Below are 18,736 nucleotides of genomic sequence, written 5' to 3' on the forward strand. Positions count from 1 at the left end.
GCCCGTCGCTTAGGTTCGGTCTCAGGCCACCCGCACCCTGTACCAGCAAAGGGCCGTACGCCCCGCCTGCGACGGGCTGACGCACCGGCCCACGGCCCCGACCCACCACCGGACCCAAAGGGGCGCGGGGAACGGCGCGAGCAACCACCCACCAACCCGCACCCGGCAACGAACCCCCACGTGTAACCGACGGAGTCATGGGCACTCGCGAGCCGCACGGTAGTCGACATGCGAGGACGGCCATGACCAGCGGCTTCCCAGGTCCGCAGGGCTACGGCCCGGACCCCTTCGGAGAATTCTTCGCCCGCTTCTTCGGGGGCGGGCCGAGCCCCGCCCCCCGGCACATCGACATCGGCCGGCTGATGAGCGGCCCCGCCCGCCAGCTGGTCGCCACCGCCGCGACGTACGCCACCGAACACGGCAGTACGGACCTCGAAACCCAGCACCTCCTCCGCGCCGCCCTCGCCGTCGAACCCACCCGCAGTCTCCTGGCCCGCGCCGGCGCCGACCCCGACGCGCTGGCCACCGAGATCGACGAACGAGTGGGCCCGGCCGACAACAAGCCCGACCAGTCACCCGACCGCCCCGAGGACCGACGCGAAGACCAACCCGACGGCCGGGCCGACGACCGCCCCCACACCCCCCTCGGCATCACCCCGGCAGTCAAACGCGCCCTCCTCGACGCCCACGCCCTGGCCAGGGCGCAAGGCGTCGGCTACATCGGCCCCGAACACGTCCTCAGCGCCCTCGCCGCGAACCCCGACTCCGCCGCCGGGCACATCCTGAACGCCGCCCGGTTCAGCCCCTCCCCCCGCCCGCCCGAGGGATCGGCCCCGGCGGCAGGCGCCCCCGCACACCCCGAGCGGACGCGTTCCTCCCCCACCCCGACCCTGGACAAGTACGGCCGGGATCTCACCGACCTCGCCCGGCAGGGCCGTATCGACCCGGTCATCGGCCGGGACCAGGAGATCGAGCAGACCGTCGAGGTGCTGTCCCGGCGTGGCAAGAACAACCCGGTCCTGATCGGCGACGCGGGCGTGGGCAAGACCGCCATAGTGGAGGGCCTCGCGGAGCGCATCGTCGACGGGGACGTGCCCGACGTCCTCGCCGGGCGCCGGGTGGTCGCCCTGGACCTGTCGGGCGTGGTCGCCGGGACGCGCTACCGCGGTGACTTCGAGGAGCGGCTGACCAACATCGTCGACGAGATCCGTACGAACTCCGACGAGCTGATCGTCTTCATCGACGAGCTGCACACCGTCGTCGGCGCCGGAGGCGGCGGCGAGGGCGGCTCGATGGACGCGGGCAACATCCTCAAGCCGGCCCTGGCCCGTGGTGAGCTGCATGTCGTGGGCGCCACGACGCTGGAGGAGTTCCGCCGGATCGAGAAGGACGCGGCTCTGGCGCGCCGGTTCCAGCCGATCCTGGTCCCCGAGCCCTCCGCCGCGGACGCGCTGGAGATCCTGCGCGGCCTGAGCGACCGGTACGAGGCCCATCACCAGGTCCGCTACGCCGACGAGGCCCTGGTCGCCGCCGTGGAGCTGTCCGACCGCTACATCACGGACCGCCATCTGCCGGACAAGGCCATCGACCTGATGGACCAGGCGGGCGCCCGCGTGCGCCTGCACGCCCGGACCAAGGGCACCGACGTACGCGCCCTGGAGCGCGAGGTCGAGCAGCTCACCCGGGACAAGGACCAGGCGGTGGCGAGCGAGCAGTACGAGCAGGCCACACAGTTGCGCGACCGGATCACCGAGCTGAAGACGAAGATCGAGGCGGGGCGCGACGGGGAGGCCGACGAGGGGCAGCAGCTCGAGGTCACCGCCGAGGCCGTCGCCGAGGTGGTCTCCCGGCAGACCGGCATCCCGGTCAGCAGCCTCACCACCGAGGAGAAGGACCGGCTGCTCGGCCTGGAGGAGCATCTGCACGAGAGGGTCGTCGGACAGGACGAGGCGGTCAGGGTCGTGGCCGACGCGATCCTGCGCTCCCGGGCCGGTCTCGCCAGCCCCGACCGGCCGATCGGCAGCTTCCTCTTCCTCGGCCCGACCGGGGTCGGCAAGACGGAGCTGGCCCGCGCGCTGGCGGAGGCCCTGTTCGGCAGCGAGGAGCGGATGGTGCGCCTGGACATGAGCGAGTACCAGGAACGGCACACCGTGAGCCGGCTCGTCGGCGCCCCGCCCGGCTATGTCGGCCACGAGGAGGCCGGGCAGCTCACCGAGACCGTACGGCGGCACCCGTACTCGCTGCTCCTGCTCGACGAGGTGGAGAAGGCCCACCCCGACGTCTTCAACATCCTGTTGCAGGTCCTCGACGACGGCCGCCTCACCGACGCCCAGGGCCGCACGGTGGACTTCACCAACACCGTGATCGTGATGACCAGCAACCTCGGCTCCGAGGCGATCACCCGCGGCACCGGCCTCGGCTTCGCCGCGCGCGACGCCGAGGCCGACGAGCAGGCCCGCCGTGAGCAGATCCTGCGCCCGCTGCGCCAGCACTTCCGGCCGGAGTTCCTCAACCGGATCGACGAGGTCGTCGTCTTCCGGCAGCTGACCGCCGATCAACTGCACCGCATCACCGAGCACTTGCTGGAGCAGACCCAGCGCCGGCTGCACGCCCAGGACATCGCGGTCACCTTCACCGACAGGGCCGTCGACTGGCTCGCGCAGCGCGGACACGAGCCCGAGTACGGCGCCCGGCCGCTGCGCCGCACCATCCAGCGGGAGATCGACAACCGGCTGTCCCGCCTGCTCCTCGACGGCCGCCTCACGGCGGGCAGCCGGGTGACGGTGGACATCGAGGCCGGACAGCCGGTGTTCCACACCGACGCGAGCACCGACGAGCCCCGCCAAGCCGAAGGCTGAGCTACGTACGACGAGACCCGCCGAGCCGAAGGCTGAACTACTTCGCCGGTGTCACCACCATCGCCGAGCCGCCCCCTCGCCGTACCTTCTCCGCCGCCGCCAGCCACTTCCCGTTCGGCAACCGCTGGACGCCCGTCGCCGCGCCGATCTCCGGGTTCTGCCGGAAACCATGGCCGATCGACTCCAGCGGAGTCTTCAACTCGCTGTTCCACAGGCCCGGTTCGAGCTCGGTGGTCGTCTGGTTGCGCTGACTGGCGCGGGGCGCGGCGATCGCGTCGACCAACGGCAGGCCACGGTCGACGAAGCCCGTCAGCGTCTGCAGCACGGTCGTGATGATCGTCGCGCCGCCCGGCGAACCGAGCGCCACCACCGGCTTGTTGTGCTGGTCCAGCACGATCGTCGGCGAGATCGACGAGCGCGGCCGCTTGCCCGGACCCGGCAGGTTCGGGTCGTGCACATCGGGGCTCGCGGGTGTGAAGGAGAAGTCCGTCAGCTCGTTGTTGAGGATGAAGCCACGGTCCGGGACGGTGATGCCGCTGCCGCCGGTCTGCTCGATGGTGAGGGTGTAGGCGACGACGTTGCCCCACTTGTCGGCGGCCGTGAGGTGCGTGGTGTTCTCACCCTCGTACGTCGTCGGTGCCGCCGTACCGCCGGTTGAGCAGGCCGCGGGGTTCCGCGGATCTCCCGGCGCCAGCGGGCTCGTCAGCACCGCGTCGTCCTTGATCAGGCACTCGCGCGAGTCGGCGTACTTCTGCGACAGCAGTTCCTTCGTCGGTACGTCCTCGAAGGCGGGGTCGCCCACCCAGCGCCCCCGGTCGGCGAAGGCGATGCGGCTCGCCTCGATGTAGCGGTGCAGGTACTGGACGTCCGTGGCCTTCGAAAGGTCCGTGTTCTCAAGGATGTTGAGCGCTTCTCCGACCGTGGTGCCGCCGGAGGAGGAGGGGGCGATGGAGTAGACGTTCAGACCGCGGTACGAGGTCTTCGTGGGCGCCTGCCGCTTCGTCTCGTACGCCGCGAGGTCCTTCAGGGACAGCTCGCCGGGGCGTGCGTTACGTCCCGAAGCCGGGTCCACGGGCGGGTCGTTGACCGTGTCGACGATGTCGCGCGCCAGCTTGCCGCGGTAGAGCGCGCCGACGCCCTTGCGGCCCAACTCCTCGTACGTACGCGCCAGATCGGGGTTCTTGAACGTGGCGCCGACCACGGGCAGTTGGCCGCCGGGGAGGAACAGCTCGGCCGTGTCCGGGAAGTCCTTGAAGCGGGCCTGGTTGGACTCCGTCTGGGAGCGGAAGGTCGCATCGACGGTGAACCCTTCGCGCGCGAGCCGTTCGGCGGGCTTCAGCAGCGGGCCGAGCCGCTTGCTGCCCCAGGCGTCGAGTGCCGTCTGCCAGGTGGCTGGCGTCCCGGGCGTCCCCACGCCGAGGCCGCTGGTCACCGCGTCGGCGAACGGGATCGGCCGGCCGTTCTCCAGGAAGAGCCCCGAGTCGGCGGTCAGCGGTGCCGTCTCGCGTCCGTCGATGGTGTGCACCGTACGGGACTTGGCGTCGTAGTAGACGAAGTAGCCGCCCCCGCCGATGCCCGCGGAGTACGGCTCGGTGACGCCGAGCGCCGCTGCCGTGGCGACGGCCGCGTCCACCGCGTTGCCGCCCTTGCGCAGGACCTCGATGCCGGCGGCGGACGCGTCCGCGTCGACGCTCGCCACGGCCCCGCCGTATCCGACGGCGACCGGCTCCTTCTTCGGCGTCGCGGTGGCCGGCGCGGACGGGGGTGCCGCCCCGACCGACACCACGGCGGCCGAGACCGCCAGGACCGCGAGATTCCGTCTGACCGGACGACGACGCATCCCTACCTCCAGTTAACAGCCGTCTGCGCAGCGTACTTCTTCGCCATGATCCCGTCAGGGACTCCTCGAACAGCGTTCCGGCGCGCCCGCTACCATGCGCGCCCATGAATGACGACGTGCGCAACATCGTTCTGGGCGCGGCCCTGGCCGTCATCGGCGCCGCGCTCGGCTGGCTCGCCCGTACGTACCTGTGGAAGCGCAAACTCCACCGTAAGCAGGCCTTCTTCGGGCTGCCCGAGAACTCCGAGTCGCTGCTGGTGGTGAATCGCGATGCGGGCGGCCCGGACCTCACGGTCGTGCGCCACGATGTGGCCGCGCTGCTCGAACTCGCCGCGCTGATCAAGGACTGCGGCGCGCACTCCCAACTCGTCGCGCATGACGCGGCGCAGCAGGGCTTCGGGGAACGTACGGAGTTCTGTGTGGGCCATCCCTCGGCAAATCGCCGGATGGCCGCGCATCTGCACTCGCTGCTGCCGGGCGTCCGCCTGAACACGGATCCGGAGCCGGGCCCGGACCGCGGCGCCTTCCAGATCGGCGGGGAGACCTATCGCCTGGAGCCCGGCAGGAACGAGTACGCGTTTCTCGCCCGGCTCACCGCGGGCCAGGGCCACGACACGACGAGACCTGTGTTCGTCTTCTGCGGCCAGCGCGCGATCACCAACCAGGCGGCCACCCGCTATCTCGCCCGCCATCACGAGCGACTGACGCGCAAGCACGGCAACAACTCCTTCGTCCTGCTCCTGAAGGTCGTCAACTCCCAGGCATACGGCTCCGATGTCGTCGAGCTCGTCGCGGACGTCACAAAGGCCGCGCAGACCCCGGCGGTTGAGGCCGCTCCCCAGAAGGGACATCGCGCCTCCTAGGTCTCTACACATTTCAACGATCGTTACTCCCACGTAACTTACCGACGGGTTACCTCCGGTAATGGAGAGCGGTTACCGTCGGGTCACTTTGCACTTACACGAGTGAGGAGTGACCCGTGGGAAGCCCTCGCAAAGCCCTGCGTACCACCGCAGTTGGTGCCGTTTCGGCGACCTTGCTCGCCGGCACGGCCCTCACCATCGCCCCCGCCGCACAGTCGGCGCCCTCCGTGTCGGCCGCGGCCGGCGTCCGGTTCGTAGACATCGCCGGAGACGGCGGCACCACCCTCAAGGCCAACGTCGTCACCCCCACGGACGACGACGGCACCCGCCGCTACCCGCTGATCGTGCTGCCGACGAGCTGGGGCCTGCCGCAGGTCGAGTACCTCGCCCAGGCCCAGAAGCTCGCCAACTCCGGCTATGTGGTCGTCAGTTACAACGTCCGCGGCTTCTGGCAGTCCGGCGGCCATATCGAGGTGGCGGGCCCGCCCGACGTCGCCGATGCCTCCAAGGTGATCGACTGGGCCCTCGCCAACACCCCGGCCGACGCGGACAAGGTCGGCATGGCGGGCCTCTCGTACGGTGCGGGCATCAGCCTGCTCGCCGCCGCACACGACAAGCGCGTCAAGGCGGTTGCCGCACTCAGCGGCTGGGCCGACCTGATCGACTCGATCTACTCCGGCCGCACCCAGCACTCCCAGGCGGCGGCCCTGCTGGACGGCGCCGGCACCATCACCGGCCGCCAGAGCCCCGAACTCAAGCAGATCTTCAAGGACTTCTTCGCCTCCAACCTGGCCGCGGAGCCGGAGATCATCGCCTGGGGGAAGAAGCGCTCCCCCGCGACGTACGTCGACCGGATCAACGCCAACGGCACGGCGGTCATGATGGCCAACGCCTGGGGCGACACGATCTTCCCGCCCAACCAGTACGCCGACTTCTACGAGAAGCTGACCGGCCCCAAACGGCTGGAACTGCGCCCCGGCGACCACGCCACCAACGAGGCGACCGGACTGCTCGGCCTGCCCAACGACGTGTGGACCGACACCGCCCGCTGGTTCGACCACCACCTCAAAGGCGCGGACAACGGCATCGACCGCGAGCAGCCCGTCCGGCTCAAGTCCCGCTCCACAGGCGACTACGAGGGCTACCCGGACTGGAAGTCGGTCACCGCGACCCGCAAGAAGATCGACCTCGCGGGCACCACCACGATCCGCGCGAACGTCAACTCCGGCGCGGACGGCGGGATCGTCTTCCTCTCCAGCATCCTCGACCAGGTGGCCCAGCTGCCCCCGATGGCCTCGATGCCGTTCCTGCCACGCCGGTACGCCGCCGTATGGCAGTCGGAGAAGTACGCGAGCGCCGGGCGGGTGCGCGGGACCACGAAGCTGCACACCACGGTCACCAGCACCAAGGAGAGCGGCACCCTCGTCGCGTACCTCTACGACGTGGGCCCGCTCGGCCTCGGCAAGCTGGTCAGCAACGCGCCGTATACGTTCCACGGGCAGACGCCGGGCAAGCCGTTCGGCGTCGACCTGGAGCTGTTCTCCACGGCCTACGACGTCCCGGCGGGCCATCGGCTCGCCCTGGTCGTCGACACGGTCGACCCGCTCTACATCGAGCACAACCCGACCGGCGCGCAGCTGACCTTCTCCTCACCCGCGGCCGATCCGTCGTACGTGTCGGTTCCGTTGGGCGGGTAGCGGTTGGACGGGTAGTGGTCTGCGGCTGCTGCCGGGCGGGCCATTGCCCGTGAGTCACCGCTCCCCCAAGGAGTTCTTGAACGCATCACCCCGTCAGTGCTTGAGGATCGGGGACTGCCGGGGTGATGGGTCACACCGAGAATGCTTCACGCCGACGACGGATTACGCCTCCGACACCTCGCCGTACAGCTGAGAGAGTTCCGGTACGCCGCTGGCCGCCCACTCGCGCCCGGCGGCGACCACGTCGATCTCGCGGCCGGATTCCAGCCGCACCACCGGCTGGCCGTTGGGCCACAGCTGCCAGGTCGCACCGGGGACCGTGCGCAGGATGACGGTGCCGAGATACAGGCCGGCGTCGTTGCCGAGCCAGGGCAGGCTCTCCTCGTCGTCGCGCCAGCGCGGCAGCAGCTGGTCGAGCGCCTCCAACGAGGCCGGGGAGTCGTCGAGTTCGATTCCCGCCTGGTACGCCTGGGAGCGCAGCAGTTCGCATTCGGAGAGAAGCTCGGCCACCCCCTCACGATCGCTCTCGCTGTCGGGGAAGACAGCGACTCTGGCGGGGTCTCGCTTCTTGCGCCAGTTGCCCAGGAACGAGATGTTCATACTCCCAGCCTGTCATCCATATCGCCCGGTGCACCACAGGGCACGCGGAGCCGCTTGTTCCAGGGGATTTCGCCCGGAGTTCGCGTGTCGATCATTGACGGGGCCCTGCCGTCTCCTTAGCTTCCCGGAGCATCTGTTGTCGCGCGTCTGTCGCTTGCATCTGTCGTCTCGCACATGTCATGCAGCACGTGTTGTCCTGTCGGCGAACGGGAGGAGTCGGTCGTGCACCGACGTGTCTGGGGTCCGGCCGTCGCTCTCGCTCTTCTCATGATGGCGGTGCCGACGGCGTCCGCGAAGACCGGGTTGTCCACCCAGGTCGACCCGCTCCCGCTGGAGCGGCTCTTCGACAACACGGCCGTCAGCGATGACACGCGGCCCGGCGAGGCGGACTTCGACGGCTCGGGCGGCTCCTTGTCGGCCCGGGACCTGACCGCCGCGGGCTGGACGCCGGGCCGCACACTGACCGTCCAGGGTGCCCGGCTGACCTGGCCGCGCAGGGCGGCGGGCCAGGCCGACAACGTGCGCGCCGACGGCCAGTCCGTCCGGGTGCGCGGCCGTGGCGACGCCCTCGCCTTCCTGGTGGCGGGCACGGCCGGCGACGCGGCCACGGGCACGGGTGTGGTGCGGTACGCGAACGGCTCGCACTCCTCGTACCGGCTGACCGCCCCGGACTGGCGCCGCGGCCCCCTCGCGACGAAGGCCGTGGCACTGCCGCACGTCAACACGCCCGGCGGGCAACTCGCCGAGAAGGCACGGCTGTACGTCGTGACCGTGCCGCTCGTCCACGGCCGGACCGTCGCCTCGGTCCAGCTGCCACGCAATGACGACCTGCATGTGTTCGCGCTGTCGGTACGTGCCGACTCCCCTGGCTGGACAGGCAGTTGGGCCACCTCGACCTCCGGGTACACGGCGGTCGGGCCCTGGACGGACCGGACGCTGCGCCTCGTCGTGCACACCTCGGCGGGCGGACCGCGCGTACGGATCCGGCTCGACAACACCTTCGCCGCCGCGCCCGTACGGATCGGCAGTGCGACGGTGGCGGTTCAGGCGTCCGGTGCGAGCCCGCGGAGCGCTCCCGTACCGCTGTCGTTCCGGGGCGCCGCCGGGACCGAAATCCCCGCGGGGGCGCAGGCGTTCAGCGATCCGCTCGGCTTCGACGTGCCCGCGGACGCCAATCTGCTCGTGAGCTTCCATCTGCCGGGAACGGTGACCGCCGCGCCCGTGCACAGCCTGGCCGTCCAGCGGTCGTACCTCAGTGAGCCGGGCGACCATGCGGCGGACGCCACCCCGGACGCGTACACCTCGACGATCAGCAACTGGCCGCTGCTGACCGGTGTGGACGTGGGTGGCGGGCCCGGTTCCGTGGTGCTGCTCGGGGACTCGATCACCGACGGCGAGAAGTCGACGCCGGACGCGAACCTGCGCTGGGGCGATGTGCTCGCCGGGCGGCTGCGGAACCAGGACGTGGTCCCGCACTACGGGGTCCTCAACCACGGCATCTCGGCGAACCGTGTGGTCGCCGACCGCTACCCCGGCGACGGCGTCTCCACCGACACGGGCGGCGTGAGCGCCCTGAACCGCCTCGACCGTGACGTCCTCGCCCAGACGTCGGCCCGTACGGCCATCGTGTTCCAGGGCGTCAACGACGTCCGCTGGGGCGCGAGCGCGGACCAGGTCATCGCCGGGCTCCGGGAGATCGCCGACCGGGCGCACGCTCGTGGGCTGCGGGTGCTGGCCGCGACGATCGTCCCCTGCGAGGGCGAGGCGCGGTGCACGGCTGCCGCCGACGCCGGCCGCTCCGCGGTGAACGGGTGGATTCTGTCCAGCTCCGCGTTTGACGGCGTGCTCGACTTTGATGCGGTGTTGCGGGATCCGGCGCACCCCTCCCGCATGCTGCCGGTGTACGACAGCGGGGATCATCTGCATCCGGGGAATGCGGGGCTCGCTGCGCTGGCGGAGGCTGTGGATTTGAAGTTGCTGTAGCTGCAGTGCCGCGCCGCCGCTTCGCGGGGAGGTCGTCATTCGGCTGCAGGTCCGTCGTGGCTGGTCGCGCAGTTCCCCGCGCCCCTTTGGGGCGCGCCCCCGCGGGGCGCCCCAAAGGGCGTCGGTTACACGTCCAAGTCCACCACCACCGGCGCGTGATCGGACGCGCCCTTGCCCTTGCGCTCCTCCCTGTCCACGTACGCGTCCGTGACCGCCTTTGCGAAGGGTTCGTTGCCGTAGACCAGGTCGATGCGCATGCCGCGGTTCTTGGGGAAGCCGAGTTGGCGGTAGTCCCAGTACGTGTACGGGTGGTCGTACTTGAGGGGGCGCGGGACCACGTCCGAGAGGCCGGCCTCGCGGAGTTCGGTGAGGGCGGCGCGCTCGGCGGGGGTGACGTGGGTGGAGCCCTCGAAGGCGGAGATGTCGTAGACGTCGTCGTCCGTCGGCGCGACGTTGTAATCGCCCAGCACCGCGAACGGGCGGCTGCCGCCTGCGTCGCCCGCGACCGCCGCCTTGAGGGCCTCGAACCACTGGAGCTTGTACGCGAAGTGGGGGTGGTCCACCTCTCGGCCGTTCGGCACGTACACCGACCAGACGCGGATCGGGCCGCAGGTCGCGGCTATGGCCCTGGGCTCCTGGACACCGTCGTAACCGGGGTCGCCGGGCAGGCCCTTGACCACGTCTTCGAGGCCTGAGCGGGAGATCACCGCCACGCCGTTCCAACGGCCCGTCGCATGCACCGCCGACTCGTAGCCAAGCTCGCGGAGTTCGGCGGTGGGGAACTGCTCGGCGGTGGTCTTGGCCTCCTGGAGGCACAGCACGTCGGTGCCGCTGCTCTCCAGCCAGGCCAGCAGCCTGGGGAGACGGGCAGTGATCGAGTTCACGTTCCAGGTGGCGATGCGCATGCCTCACAACTTACCGGGAGGGTCTGACAACGACCCGCGGAAGGCTTGCGCTCAGAGTTCGGCCGAGGTGCCCGGCGTCAGCCGCAGGTGTTCCGCACCGCCCAGGCCGCCGATCTGCCGGTCGTAGATCGGGCGGGCGAGGTCGGTGAGGAGGGCGTCATGGATGTCGTACGCGCGCTGCGGTTTGACCTCGCGTACGTACTCGATGACCTCGGCGATCTTGTTCCAGGGGGCCATCACCGGGAGCATCAGCGTCTCGACCGGCTGGTCGGGGACGGTGAGGGCGTCGCCCGGGTGGAAGACGCGGCCGCCGTCGATGAGATAGCCGACGTTGGTGATGCGCGGGATGTCGGGGTGGATGACGGCGTGCAGTTCGCCGTGGACCTGGACGTCGAAGCCCGCGGCGGTGAAGGTGTCGCCGTGGCCGACGGTGTGCACACGGCCGGGGAACGCCGCCGCGATCTGGTCGGAGACGGACTTCAGGGTCCACAGCTCGGCGCCGGGGTTGGCCTCAAGACCGGCCCGCAGCCGCCCCTCGTCGAAGTGGTCGGGGTGCTCGTGCGTGACCAGGATCGCGTCCGCGCCGACCGCGGCGTCCTCCTCGCTGAAACCGCCGGGGTCGATGACGAGCGTGCGCCCGTCCTTCTCGAGCCGGATACAGGCGTGCGACTTCTTCGTGAGCTTCATGGTCTCCATCCTGCCCCCGCCCCAGGAACGACCTCTCCCCAGGAGCGACCTCACTCCCAGTGCTCACTCCCAGTGCTCACTCCTGGGGCGTGGTCTCCTCGCGGATGACCTGCTGCGCCACCTTGAAGGCGCTGTTCGCAGCGGGTACGCCGCAGTAGACGGCCGCGTGGAGGAGTACTTCCTTGATCTCGGCCGGAGTGAGGCCGTTGCGGAGGGCGGCCCGGGTGTGGAAGGCGAGTTCTTCGAGGTGGCCGCCCGCGACGAGGGCGGTGAGCGTGACGCAGCTGCGCGAGCGTCTGTCCAGACCGGGCCGGTCCCATACCTCGCCCCACGCGTAGCGCGTGATGAACTCCTGGAAGTCCCCGGAGAACTCGTCCGCCTGGGCGAACGCCCGGTCCACGTGCGCGTCACCGAGCACCTCACGGCGGACCTTGATGCCCGCGTCGTACGGGTCGGGCCTGCCCAGGGCCTCGGGCTGCTCGGCGGCGGCGATCTCGGCGACGGGCGCGACCGGCGGGGCCGCGGCCAGCACCGGCTTGACCGGGGACGCCGCGATCGCCATATGGCCGGTGGTCGTGTCGAAGGCGGGCTGCCAGGCGCTGGTGAAGTGCCGTACGAGGAGGTCGGTGACCGCGGCGGGCTGCTCCACCGGGACCAGGTGCGAGGCGCCGGGCACGACTGCGAGACGGGCGTCCGGTATTCCGGCGACCAGGGTGCGGGCTTCGGCGGGGCCGGTGACCTGGTCGTCGGAGCCGACGAGGACGAGCGTGGGCACGCCGACGCGGCCCAGTTCGGGGCGTACGTCGAAGGAGGCGAGCGCCTCGCAGGCGGCGATGTAGCAGCCGGGGTCGGTGGTGCGTACCATCTGCACGGCCCACTCGGTGATCGCGGGCTGGGCGGCGGCGAAGCCGGTGGTGAACCAGCGCTCCGGGGACGTACGGGCGATGGGGTCGAGGCCGTTCGTCCGTACGATCACGCCGCGCTGGCGGAACTCGTCGGCCGTGCCGAAGCGCGGTGAGGCGGCGATCAGGGCGAGCGAGGCGACCCGCTCCGGGTGGCGCAGGGCCAGCTCCGTGCCGACGGCGCCGCCGAGCGCGCAGCCCGCATAGCCGAACCGCTGGACGCCGAGCCCGTCGAGCGTGCCGAGCAGCCGGTCGGCGAGGTCGTTGACCGAACCGGCCGGGTACGCGGGCGCGCCACCGTGGCCCGGCAGGTCGAACCGGAAGATCCTCCAGTGCTTCATCAGCTCCGGGACCTGCCGGTCCCACATATGCCACGTCGTGCCGAGCGAGGGACCGAGGACGAGGACCGGGGCGTCTTCCGGGCCGTCGAAGCGGTACTGGAGGGCAGGGGTCTTCATCTCACTCACCGCTCCAAGCTAGCTTCCGCACCTGTGGCCGCGAAAACGGGACCGGTTTGTCCACATTGCCTGCACGGGGCCGCCACATGTGAGGCGGCGGCACACTGGGGAGTTCAGCCGGGGCTCATGGGGCGTCCGGTGTGCCCAGGCCGGTGAGGGCGCCGACCGGGTCGAGGTCGGGGGTGCCCCGGGGCCACCAGTCGTCGTGGCCCGGTTCCGACTCGTACGCGTACCAGAGGCCGTCGTGGCCGAGGCGGAGCTGTATGTGGCCGCGAGGGTGGGTGAGGTGGTTGTGCCAGGGGCGGAAGGCGGGGAAGTCGGCGGCCAGGAGGAGGGGACGGGCGCGGTCGAAGCGGCCCGCCGGTGGGTCCCAGGGTTCCTCGAGGACGGCGAGCCCTTCGAGTCCGCCCTGGCGCCAGGCGGCGACCGCGCGCGCCAACTCGGCGGGGGTGCGGCCGGCGGCAGGGGCAAGCCCATGGAGGAGAGGAGGAGCGGGGCATTGAGCCGATGGGTCTTCACCGCAAGCACGAAGGCATGAACCTCCGCCACACTCCACGACGGCACCACCGTCTTGGTGTTGCGCTCTGCCTTTCACGCCTTCCGGGGGATCGTGATCTCCTGGGCTACATTCACGGCGACAAGACTCCGCGTCACGGCTCGGCCGTCGCGTCCCCGCGGGCCGTGTGTCTGGACAGAACGGCTCCGCAGGGGTAGACCGGCCCGGTGCATCCGGATGAAGTCCATGTCTGGTGCGGAGCCCCGTCGTCGGTCCGCTCCGCGGAGACGCTCGCGGCGTGCCGTGCGGTTCTGTCGGCCGACGAGCGGACCCGGCACGCCGCCTACCGGCGCGAGCAGGACGGGCAGGCGTTCCTCGTCGTCCGGTCGATGCTCCGGTTCGCGCTGTCGGGTCTGGTGCCCGGCGTCGGGCCGGGCGAGTGGGTCTTCGTCCGCGGGCTGCACGGGCGGCCGGAGATCGGTGGGCCCGTGACCGGGGTGCGTTTCAACGTGTCCCACACCCGTGGGCTCGCCGCCCTGGTGGTGGTCCGGGAGCTCGACTGCGGGATCGATGTGGAGCGGGCCCGGCGCACGACGGACTCCGCGCTGCTGGCCGGCAGGGTACTCGCTCCGCGCGAGGCGTCCGCGCTGGCGGCGGCCCCGCGCGAGCGGCACGGCGAGCTGTTCCTGCGTCACTGGACGCTGAAGGAGGCCTATACCAAGGCCCTCGGTCTGGGCACGCGGATCCCTTTCAGCGGGATCGGGTTCGAGGTCGGCGAGGGGGGCCCGCGGCTCGACCCTGCTGTGCACGCGGACAGCGCCGACTGGCAGTTCGCGCAGTGGGCTGCGGGCCCGGCCGGGGAGGCGTTCCTGTTGTCGCTCGCCCTCAGGCGCCCTGGCCGTCGTGAGCTGCGGATCGTGCGGCATCCTGGATGGCCCACATGTCCCGCACGGCCTGCGCGAGACCGATGCGGGGACGCCAGTCGAGGAGCTGGTCCGCGAGGGTGATGTCGGCGCACGTCCAGCCGCCGCCCTTGCTCTCCACCGCCGCGGAGCGTTCCCTGACCGCGTGGGCGGGGAACCCGGACGCGGACACCAGCAGGGAGACGAGTTCACGCATGCTCACCGCCTCCCCTCGCCCTATATTGACGACCCGTCCGACGACCGGGGCATGTGCCGCTTTGACGACGGCTTCGGCCAGGTCCCGCACGTCAAGGTAGTCGCGCCGGGCGTCAGCGACGGTCAGTTCGATGCCTTCCTCCTCGGTCGCCTCGGACAGGCGGGCCATGACCGCACCGAGGAAGCTGGCCTCCGTGGTGTGTGGACCGCACACGTTGACGGCCCGCAGCACCACCGCGTCGGCGTCGCCAGCCCGGGTGGCGGCCAGGACCGCTTCGGAGCCCGCGTGCTTGGTCACGGCGTACGGCGTCGTCGGGTTCGGCTCGATCCGCTCGTCGATGGGCACTCCCTCGGGGACGAACCCGTACTCGTGGATGGTGCCGACCTGCACGATCCTGGGCCGTGCGGCCATGCGAGCCGTCGCCGCGATAACGCGGTCGACCAGCCGGACATGGGCGTACTCCATCGCCTCCTGGGTCAGCACCCATCCTCCGGTCGCGTTGACGACCACGCCGACCCGCTCGGACGTGAACAGCGCCGCCAGCTCGGCCGGTTCGGCGGCGGCGACGTCGAAGGGGACGAAGGTGTGGCCGTCGGCGTGGGGACGGTGGTTCCGGGCGACGGCGAGGACCTCGTGTCCGGTGCGGGCGAGGGCGGCGCACACCTCTCGGCCGACGCACCCGGTCGCCCCCAGTACGGCGACCTTGGGCGGTGCGTTGAGTGCGTTCATGGCGGTCCGTGACTCCTTTACCGAGGGCTGCGGTGAGCGGCGGTGAGCCGTTCCAGTACGGGGACGAGGTCGGCCGGGGACGGCGCGGCGAGCGTCTGCGTGCGCAGCGCGGCGGCGGACCGGGCGAAGGACGGCTCGCTGAGGACCTGGGTGAGCATGGTGCGCAAGTCGGCGGCCGAGAAGTGTTCCACCTGTCGGAACAACCCGGCGCCGAGTTCGGCGACCCTGCGCGCCTTGGGGATGTTGCACCACATCCGGGCGGGCACCATGATCTGCGGCACCCCGTGCGCGAGCGCCGTGGCGACGGTGCCCGATCCACCGTGGTGGATGATCGCGGCGCAGGTCGGCAGCAGGAGGTCGAGTGGGACGAAGTCGACCACGCGCACGTTGTCGGGAACGCCGCGGAGCTCGGAGAGCTGGTCGGCGTTGAGGGTCGCCACCACCTCGACGTCCAGGTCGGACACGGCGTCGAGGAGCACCGGTACGGAGGCCTTGTCCCCGCCGACTATCTCGCGGAAGGAACGGCCGAGGGTCAGGCAGACGCGGGGCCGCCGGGGCGGCTCGCGCAGCCAGTCGGGCAGTACGGAGGGGCCGTTGTACGGCACGTACCGCACGGGTACGTACGGGTGGTCCACGGGCAGTCGCATCGCGGTGGGCAGCGGGTCCACGGTCCACTGGCCGAGCACGGCCTCCTCGGCGAACTCGCGTCCGTACGGGGCGAGGAGCGGGCCGAGCCACTCCTCCATCGGGTCCTCGTGCAGCACGGACGGCCGCTCGGACAGGAGGGTGCGGTAGCGGGCGCGCATCCGGCCCATCAGGTCGAGGCCGAACATCAGGCGGGCGTGGGCGGCGCCCGTCGCCATGGCGGCGACCGATCCGGCGTAGTACATGGTGTCCCAGATCACCAGGTCCGGCTGCCATTCCCGGGCGAAGCCGACGAGTTCGGTGACGACCGGGCGCGGGTTGGTGGCCTGGTGGATCACATGGGTCCAGGCGGTGAGGGTGCCGTGGACGTAGTCATAGGTGAGCTTCTCGGGACGCAGCTCGCCGATGTCGAGCACGTCCAGCCAGGACTCGCCGTCCGGGTCGGAGACACTGTCCTCGTCGGACTCACCGTTCGGATCGGGCTCCGGCCCGCCGGTGGGCTCCGGTTCCTCCTGGTTCATCTTGGCGCCGACGTCCAGCACCTCGCCGATGGGCACGGCCGTCAGTCCGGCGCCCAGGATGTCATCGCACACGTCCGGCTGGGTGGCCACGCACACGTCGTGGCCCGCCGAGCGCAGCGCCCAGGCCAGCGGTACCTGGGTGTTGACGTGGGTGGTGGCCGGAAAGGGGGTGAACAGGACGCGCATCCGGTCAGCCGCCCTGACGGCTCAGGGGCCCCCACGCGGTGTACGCGTCGGCCCGCTTGCTCTGCTCCGCAACCGCCTCGTCGTACGCCGTGGCCCCCAGGACGAGGCGGCGCGGCGGGTTGTCCATCCCGACGAGTTCCAGGACGACGGCGGCCGCCAAGTCGGGCGACGGCGGGTGCGGGGAGTCGGCCCAGGACGCCTCCAGCGTGGCGCGAGGACCGTCGTAGACGGGGTTCGGCTCGGTGACGGTGAGGCCGAAACGGCCGAGCCCGGTGTCGTACTGCCCCGGCTCCAGGAGAGTGACCTTGATCCCGAACGGCTCGACCTCGTCGGCCAGTGCCTCGCTGACCGCGTTCAGGGCCGCCTTGCCCGCCCCGTACAGACCGGTCGCGACCGAGCCGCCGCCCGCCCCCGCCACGGTGACCTGGAGGATGTGGCCGGAACCCTGGGCGCGCAGCACGGGCAGCACGGCCTGGGTCACCCACAGCGCGCCGAAGAAGTTGGTGTCGAGATGGCGGCGGGCCTGTTCCTCGGTGGTCTCCTCAACCATGCCGAACAGGAGCTGTCCGGCGTTGTTGACGACGACGTCGATCCGGCCGAAAGCGGCGGTCGCGCGGTCGACCGCGCCGAAGACGTCCTCGCGGCGGGTCACGTCGAGGGGGAAGGCGACCAGGCGGCCGTCGTGGGCGTCCGCCCGTGCTTCGAGTGCGGAGACGTCCCGGGCCGTGGCGAACACCCGGTCTCCGGCCGCGAGCGCGGCCTCGGTGAAGGCGTACCCGAGGCCGCGGGAGGCTCCGGTGACGAACCAGACCCGGCTCTCGCGAGGCGGGTCGGTGGAGGGAAGCTGAGTCATCCGGCCACCGTGCCCGGAGGTCATCGAGTTTGCGTTGAGTCGCACTCGAAGCCCAACGCCCACGCTACGCATGACACGTCGACGCGTGCCGCACCGCCGTGCCGCACCCGTGTGCGGCACGGCGGACAGTCATCGAGCGAGGGAGCAGCAGCATGAACACCGCAGACCACGTCCTGGACCGGCTCCTCGCCCCCGGGCAGGACGATCCGTATCCGCTCTACGAGGAGCTGCGCACCACCGCCCCGGTACATTTCAGTTCCCAGCTGGGCAGTTACGTGCTGACCCGGTTCGAGGACTGCGCGTACGTGATGAAGAACCCGGTGCTGTTCCCGGCGCCGGACCCCGCGTCCTTCGCCTCGTTCATGCCGGAGCACAGCACGTACGACGCGTTCCGTGTGCTGGTGAACTCGATCGTGAACTCCAATCCGCCGCAGCACACCCGGCTGCGCCGGCTGGTGAGCCGCGCCTTCACCGCCCGGCGGGTGGAGTCCCTGAAGGCGGGCGTGATGACCATCGCGGCCGACCACGTGGACAAGGTCGCGGCGCGTTCCGCCGGCGGCGCGGTGATCGACTTCCATCACGAGCTGTCCGTTCCCGTACCGCTCCAGGTGATGGCGCGGCTGCTCGGTCTGCCCCTGGAGAACGACCGGCTGCTCGCCGAACTGATTCCGCGGATCATCAACGTGGTCGATCCGAGCAGCGACACGGCGGCGCTGAAGGATGCGGACGACGCACTGCACACCCTGCTCGACCAGTTGTGGGACCTCGTCGAACGGCGGCGGGCGCAGCCTGCCGACGATCTGGTGTCGGCTCTGGTGGCGCTGGAGTCCGACCGTGGCGGGTCCGCGGACCGGCTGACCGAGGACGAGCTCAAGGCAGTGTTCGTGGCCCTGCTGACCGCGGGGTTCGAGACGTCGGCGACGGCGATCGACATCGCTGTCCACACGCTTCTCACCCGTCCGGAGCACCGGCCGGGCCTGCGGAGCTACGAGGGGGCGCTGCGGTTCGTCGACGAGGTGCTGCGGTGGGACGCGCCGGCGCCGATGTCGGCGGGATTCCGTTACGCGGCCGAGGAGGCGGTGTTCGGCGCCCACGTGGTGCCTGCGGGGTCGCCGGTGCGGGTCCTGCTCGGAGCGGCCAACCGGGATGCCGGGGCCAACGCGGATCCGGACCGGTTCGACCCGGCGCGCACGGCACCGCGCTCGCTCGTCTTCGGCGGCGGGGTGCACCACTGCCTGGGAATGAACCTGGCGCGGATGGAGATCGCGGCGGTGCTGATGGCGATAGCGGACAGGCTCCCCGGCCTGCGGTTCGCCGAGGAGCCTGTCCGCCGCCGCTCGCTGCCCCTGCGGGACTTCGCCTCGTTCAAGGTGCGGCTCGAAGGGTGACCGTGG

General features: G+C 71.0%; 13 protein-coding genes and 2 pseudogenes. 6 read left to right on the top strand and 9 right to left on the bottom strand.

Features of this window, described 5'->3' with window-relative positions; all coding sequences use genetic code 11:
- The first annotated feature begins 242 nt into the window (after positions 1 to 242).
- Positions 243 to 2,858, top strand: coding sequence for an ATP-dependent Clp protease ATP-binding subunit (locus tag ACYVO6_RS47590; RefSeq protein ID WP_461072957.1), 2,616 nt, complete (start codon positions 243 to 245; stop codon positions 2,856 to 2,858).
- 37 nt (positions 2,859 to 2,895) lie between these two features.
- Here ACYVO6_RS47590 and ggt read toward each other — a convergent pair whose 3' ends face one another.
- Positions 2,896 to 4,698 carry a gamma-glutamyltransferase gene (gene ggt / locus ACYVO6_RS47595; protein ID WP_461072959.1) on the bottom strand — a complete coding sequence of 601 codons (1,803 nt, stop codon included), beginning with the start codon at positions 4,696 to 4,698 and terminating at the stop codon, positions 2,896 to 2,898.
- 104 nt (positions 4,699 to 4,802) lie between these two features.
- On the opposite strand from ggt, the gene ACYVO6_RS47600 reads away from it, so the two are divergent.
- A complete protein-coding gene (locus tag ACYVO6_RS47600; RefSeq protein ID WP_461072961.1) occupies positions 4,803 to 5,561 on the top strand; it encodes a hypothetical protein in 759 nt (252 codons plus the stop codon).
- 116 nt (positions 5,562 to 5,677) lie between these two features.
- Positions 5,678 to 7,258: an alpha/beta fold hydrolase gene (locus ACYVO6_RS47605; protein ID WP_461072963.1), complete on the top strand. Its 1,581-nt coding sequence runs from the start codon at positions 5,678 to 5,680 to the stop codon at positions 7,256 to 7,258.
- Positions 7,259 to 7,420: 162 nt separating this feature from the next.
- Here ACYVO6_RS47605 and ACYVO6_RS47610 read toward each other — a convergent pair whose 3' ends face one another.
- Positions 7,421 to 7,858 (bottom strand): DUF6278 family protein, encoded by a 438-nt coding sequence (locus ACYVO6_RS47610; protein WP_461072965.1) that lies wholly within the window; start codon positions 7,856 to 7,858, stop codon positions 7,421 to 7,423.
- Positions 7,859 to 8,128: 270 nt separating this feature from the next.
- Here ACYVO6_RS47610 and ACYVO6_RS47615 point away from each other — a divergent pair, with 270 nt between their 5' ends.
- Positions 8,129 to 9,841 (top strand): SGNH/GDSL hydrolase family protein, encoded by a 1,713-nt coding sequence (locus tag ACYVO6_RS47615; RefSeq protein ID WP_461073135.1) that lies wholly within the window; start codon positions 8,129 to 8,131, stop codon positions 9,839 to 9,841.
- Positions 9,842 to 9,966: 125 nt separating this feature from the next.
- On the opposite strand, the gene ACYVO6_RS47620 is transcribed toward ACYVO6_RS47615, so the two are convergent.
- The 4 genes and pseudogenes from ACYVO6_RS47620 to ACYVO6_RS47635 form a co-directional block, all read right to left on the bottom strand.
- Positions 9,967 to 10,746: an exodeoxyribonuclease III gene (locus ACYVO6_RS47620; RefSeq protein WP_461072967.1), complete on the bottom strand. Its 780-nt coding sequence runs from the start codon at positions 10,744 to 10,746 to the stop codon at positions 9,967 to 9,969.
- A gap of 51 nt (positions 10,747 to 10,797) precedes the next feature.
- Positions 10,798 to 11,433 (bottom strand): MBL fold metallo-hydrolase, encoded by a 636-nt coding sequence (locus ACYVO6_RS47625; protein WP_461072969.1) that lies wholly within the window; start codon positions 11,431 to 11,433, stop codon positions 10,798 to 10,800.
- A 76-nt stretch (positions 11,434 to 11,509) separates the two neighbouring features.
- The gene (pcaDC, locus tag ACYVO6_RS47630; protein WP_461073137.1) at positions 11,510 to 12,793 is read right to left on the bottom strand and encodes a bifunctional 3-oxoadipate enol-lactonase/4-carboxymuconolactone decarboxylase PcaDC; all 1,284 of its coding nucleotides are present in this window, start codon (positions 12,791 to 12,793) and stop codon (positions 11,510 to 11,512) included.
- Positions 12,794 to 12,917: 124 nt separating this feature from the next.
- Positions 12,918 to 13,277, bottom strand: a pseudogene (locus tag ACYVO6_RS47635) (hypothetical protein); the annotation flags it as partial.
- Positions 13,278 to 13,678: 401 nt separating this feature from the next.
- Here ACYVO6_RS47635 and ACYVO6_RS47640 point away from each other — a divergent pair.
- Positions 13,679 to 14,119: pseudogene (locus tag ACYVO6_RS47640) on the top strand (4'-phosphopantetheinyl transferase family protein); the annotation flags it as partial.
- Between the two features lie 55 nt (positions 14,120 to 14,174).
- Here ACYVO6_RS47640 and ACYVO6_RS47645 read toward each other — a convergent pair.
- The 3 genes from ACYVO6_RS47645 to ACYVO6_RS47655 are packed head-to-tail and all read right to left on the bottom strand — an operon-like array spanning position 14,175 to position 17,342.
- Positions 14,175 to 15,137: an NAD-dependent epimerase/dehydratase family protein gene (locus tag ACYVO6_RS47645; RefSeq protein ID WP_461072971.1), complete on the bottom strand. Its 963-nt coding sequence runs from the start codon at positions 15,135 to 15,137 to the stop codon at positions 14,175 to 14,177.
- A gap of 17 nt (positions 15,138 to 15,154) precedes the next feature.
- Positions 15,155 to 16,489 carry an activator-dependent family glycosyltransferase gene (locus ACYVO6_RS47650; RefSeq protein WP_461072973.1) on the bottom strand — a complete coding sequence of 445 codons (1,335 nt, stop codon included), beginning with the start codon at positions 16,487 to 16,489 and terminating at the stop codon, positions 15,155 to 15,157.
- Between the two features lie 4 nt (positions 16,490 to 16,493).
- Positions 16,494 to 17,342 (bottom strand): SDR family NAD(P)-dependent oxidoreductase, encoded by an 849-nt coding sequence (locus ACYVO6_RS47655; RefSeq protein ID WP_461072975.1) that lies wholly within the window; start codon positions 17,340 to 17,342, stop codon positions 16,494 to 16,496.
- A 152-nt stretch (positions 17,343 to 17,494) separates the two neighbouring features.
- Between ACYVO6_RS47655 and ACYVO6_RS47660 the strand changes: the two genes are divergently transcribed.
- Positions 17,495 to 18,730, top strand: a complete 1,236-nt coding sequence (locus ACYVO6_RS47660) for a cytochrome P450 (RefSeq protein ID WP_461072977.1) — start codon at positions 17,495 to 17,497, stop codon at positions 18,728 to 18,730.
- Positions 18,731 to 18,736: the final 6 nt, after the last annotated feature.

Source organism: Streptomyces pseudoechinosporeus, assembly GCF_054783935.1.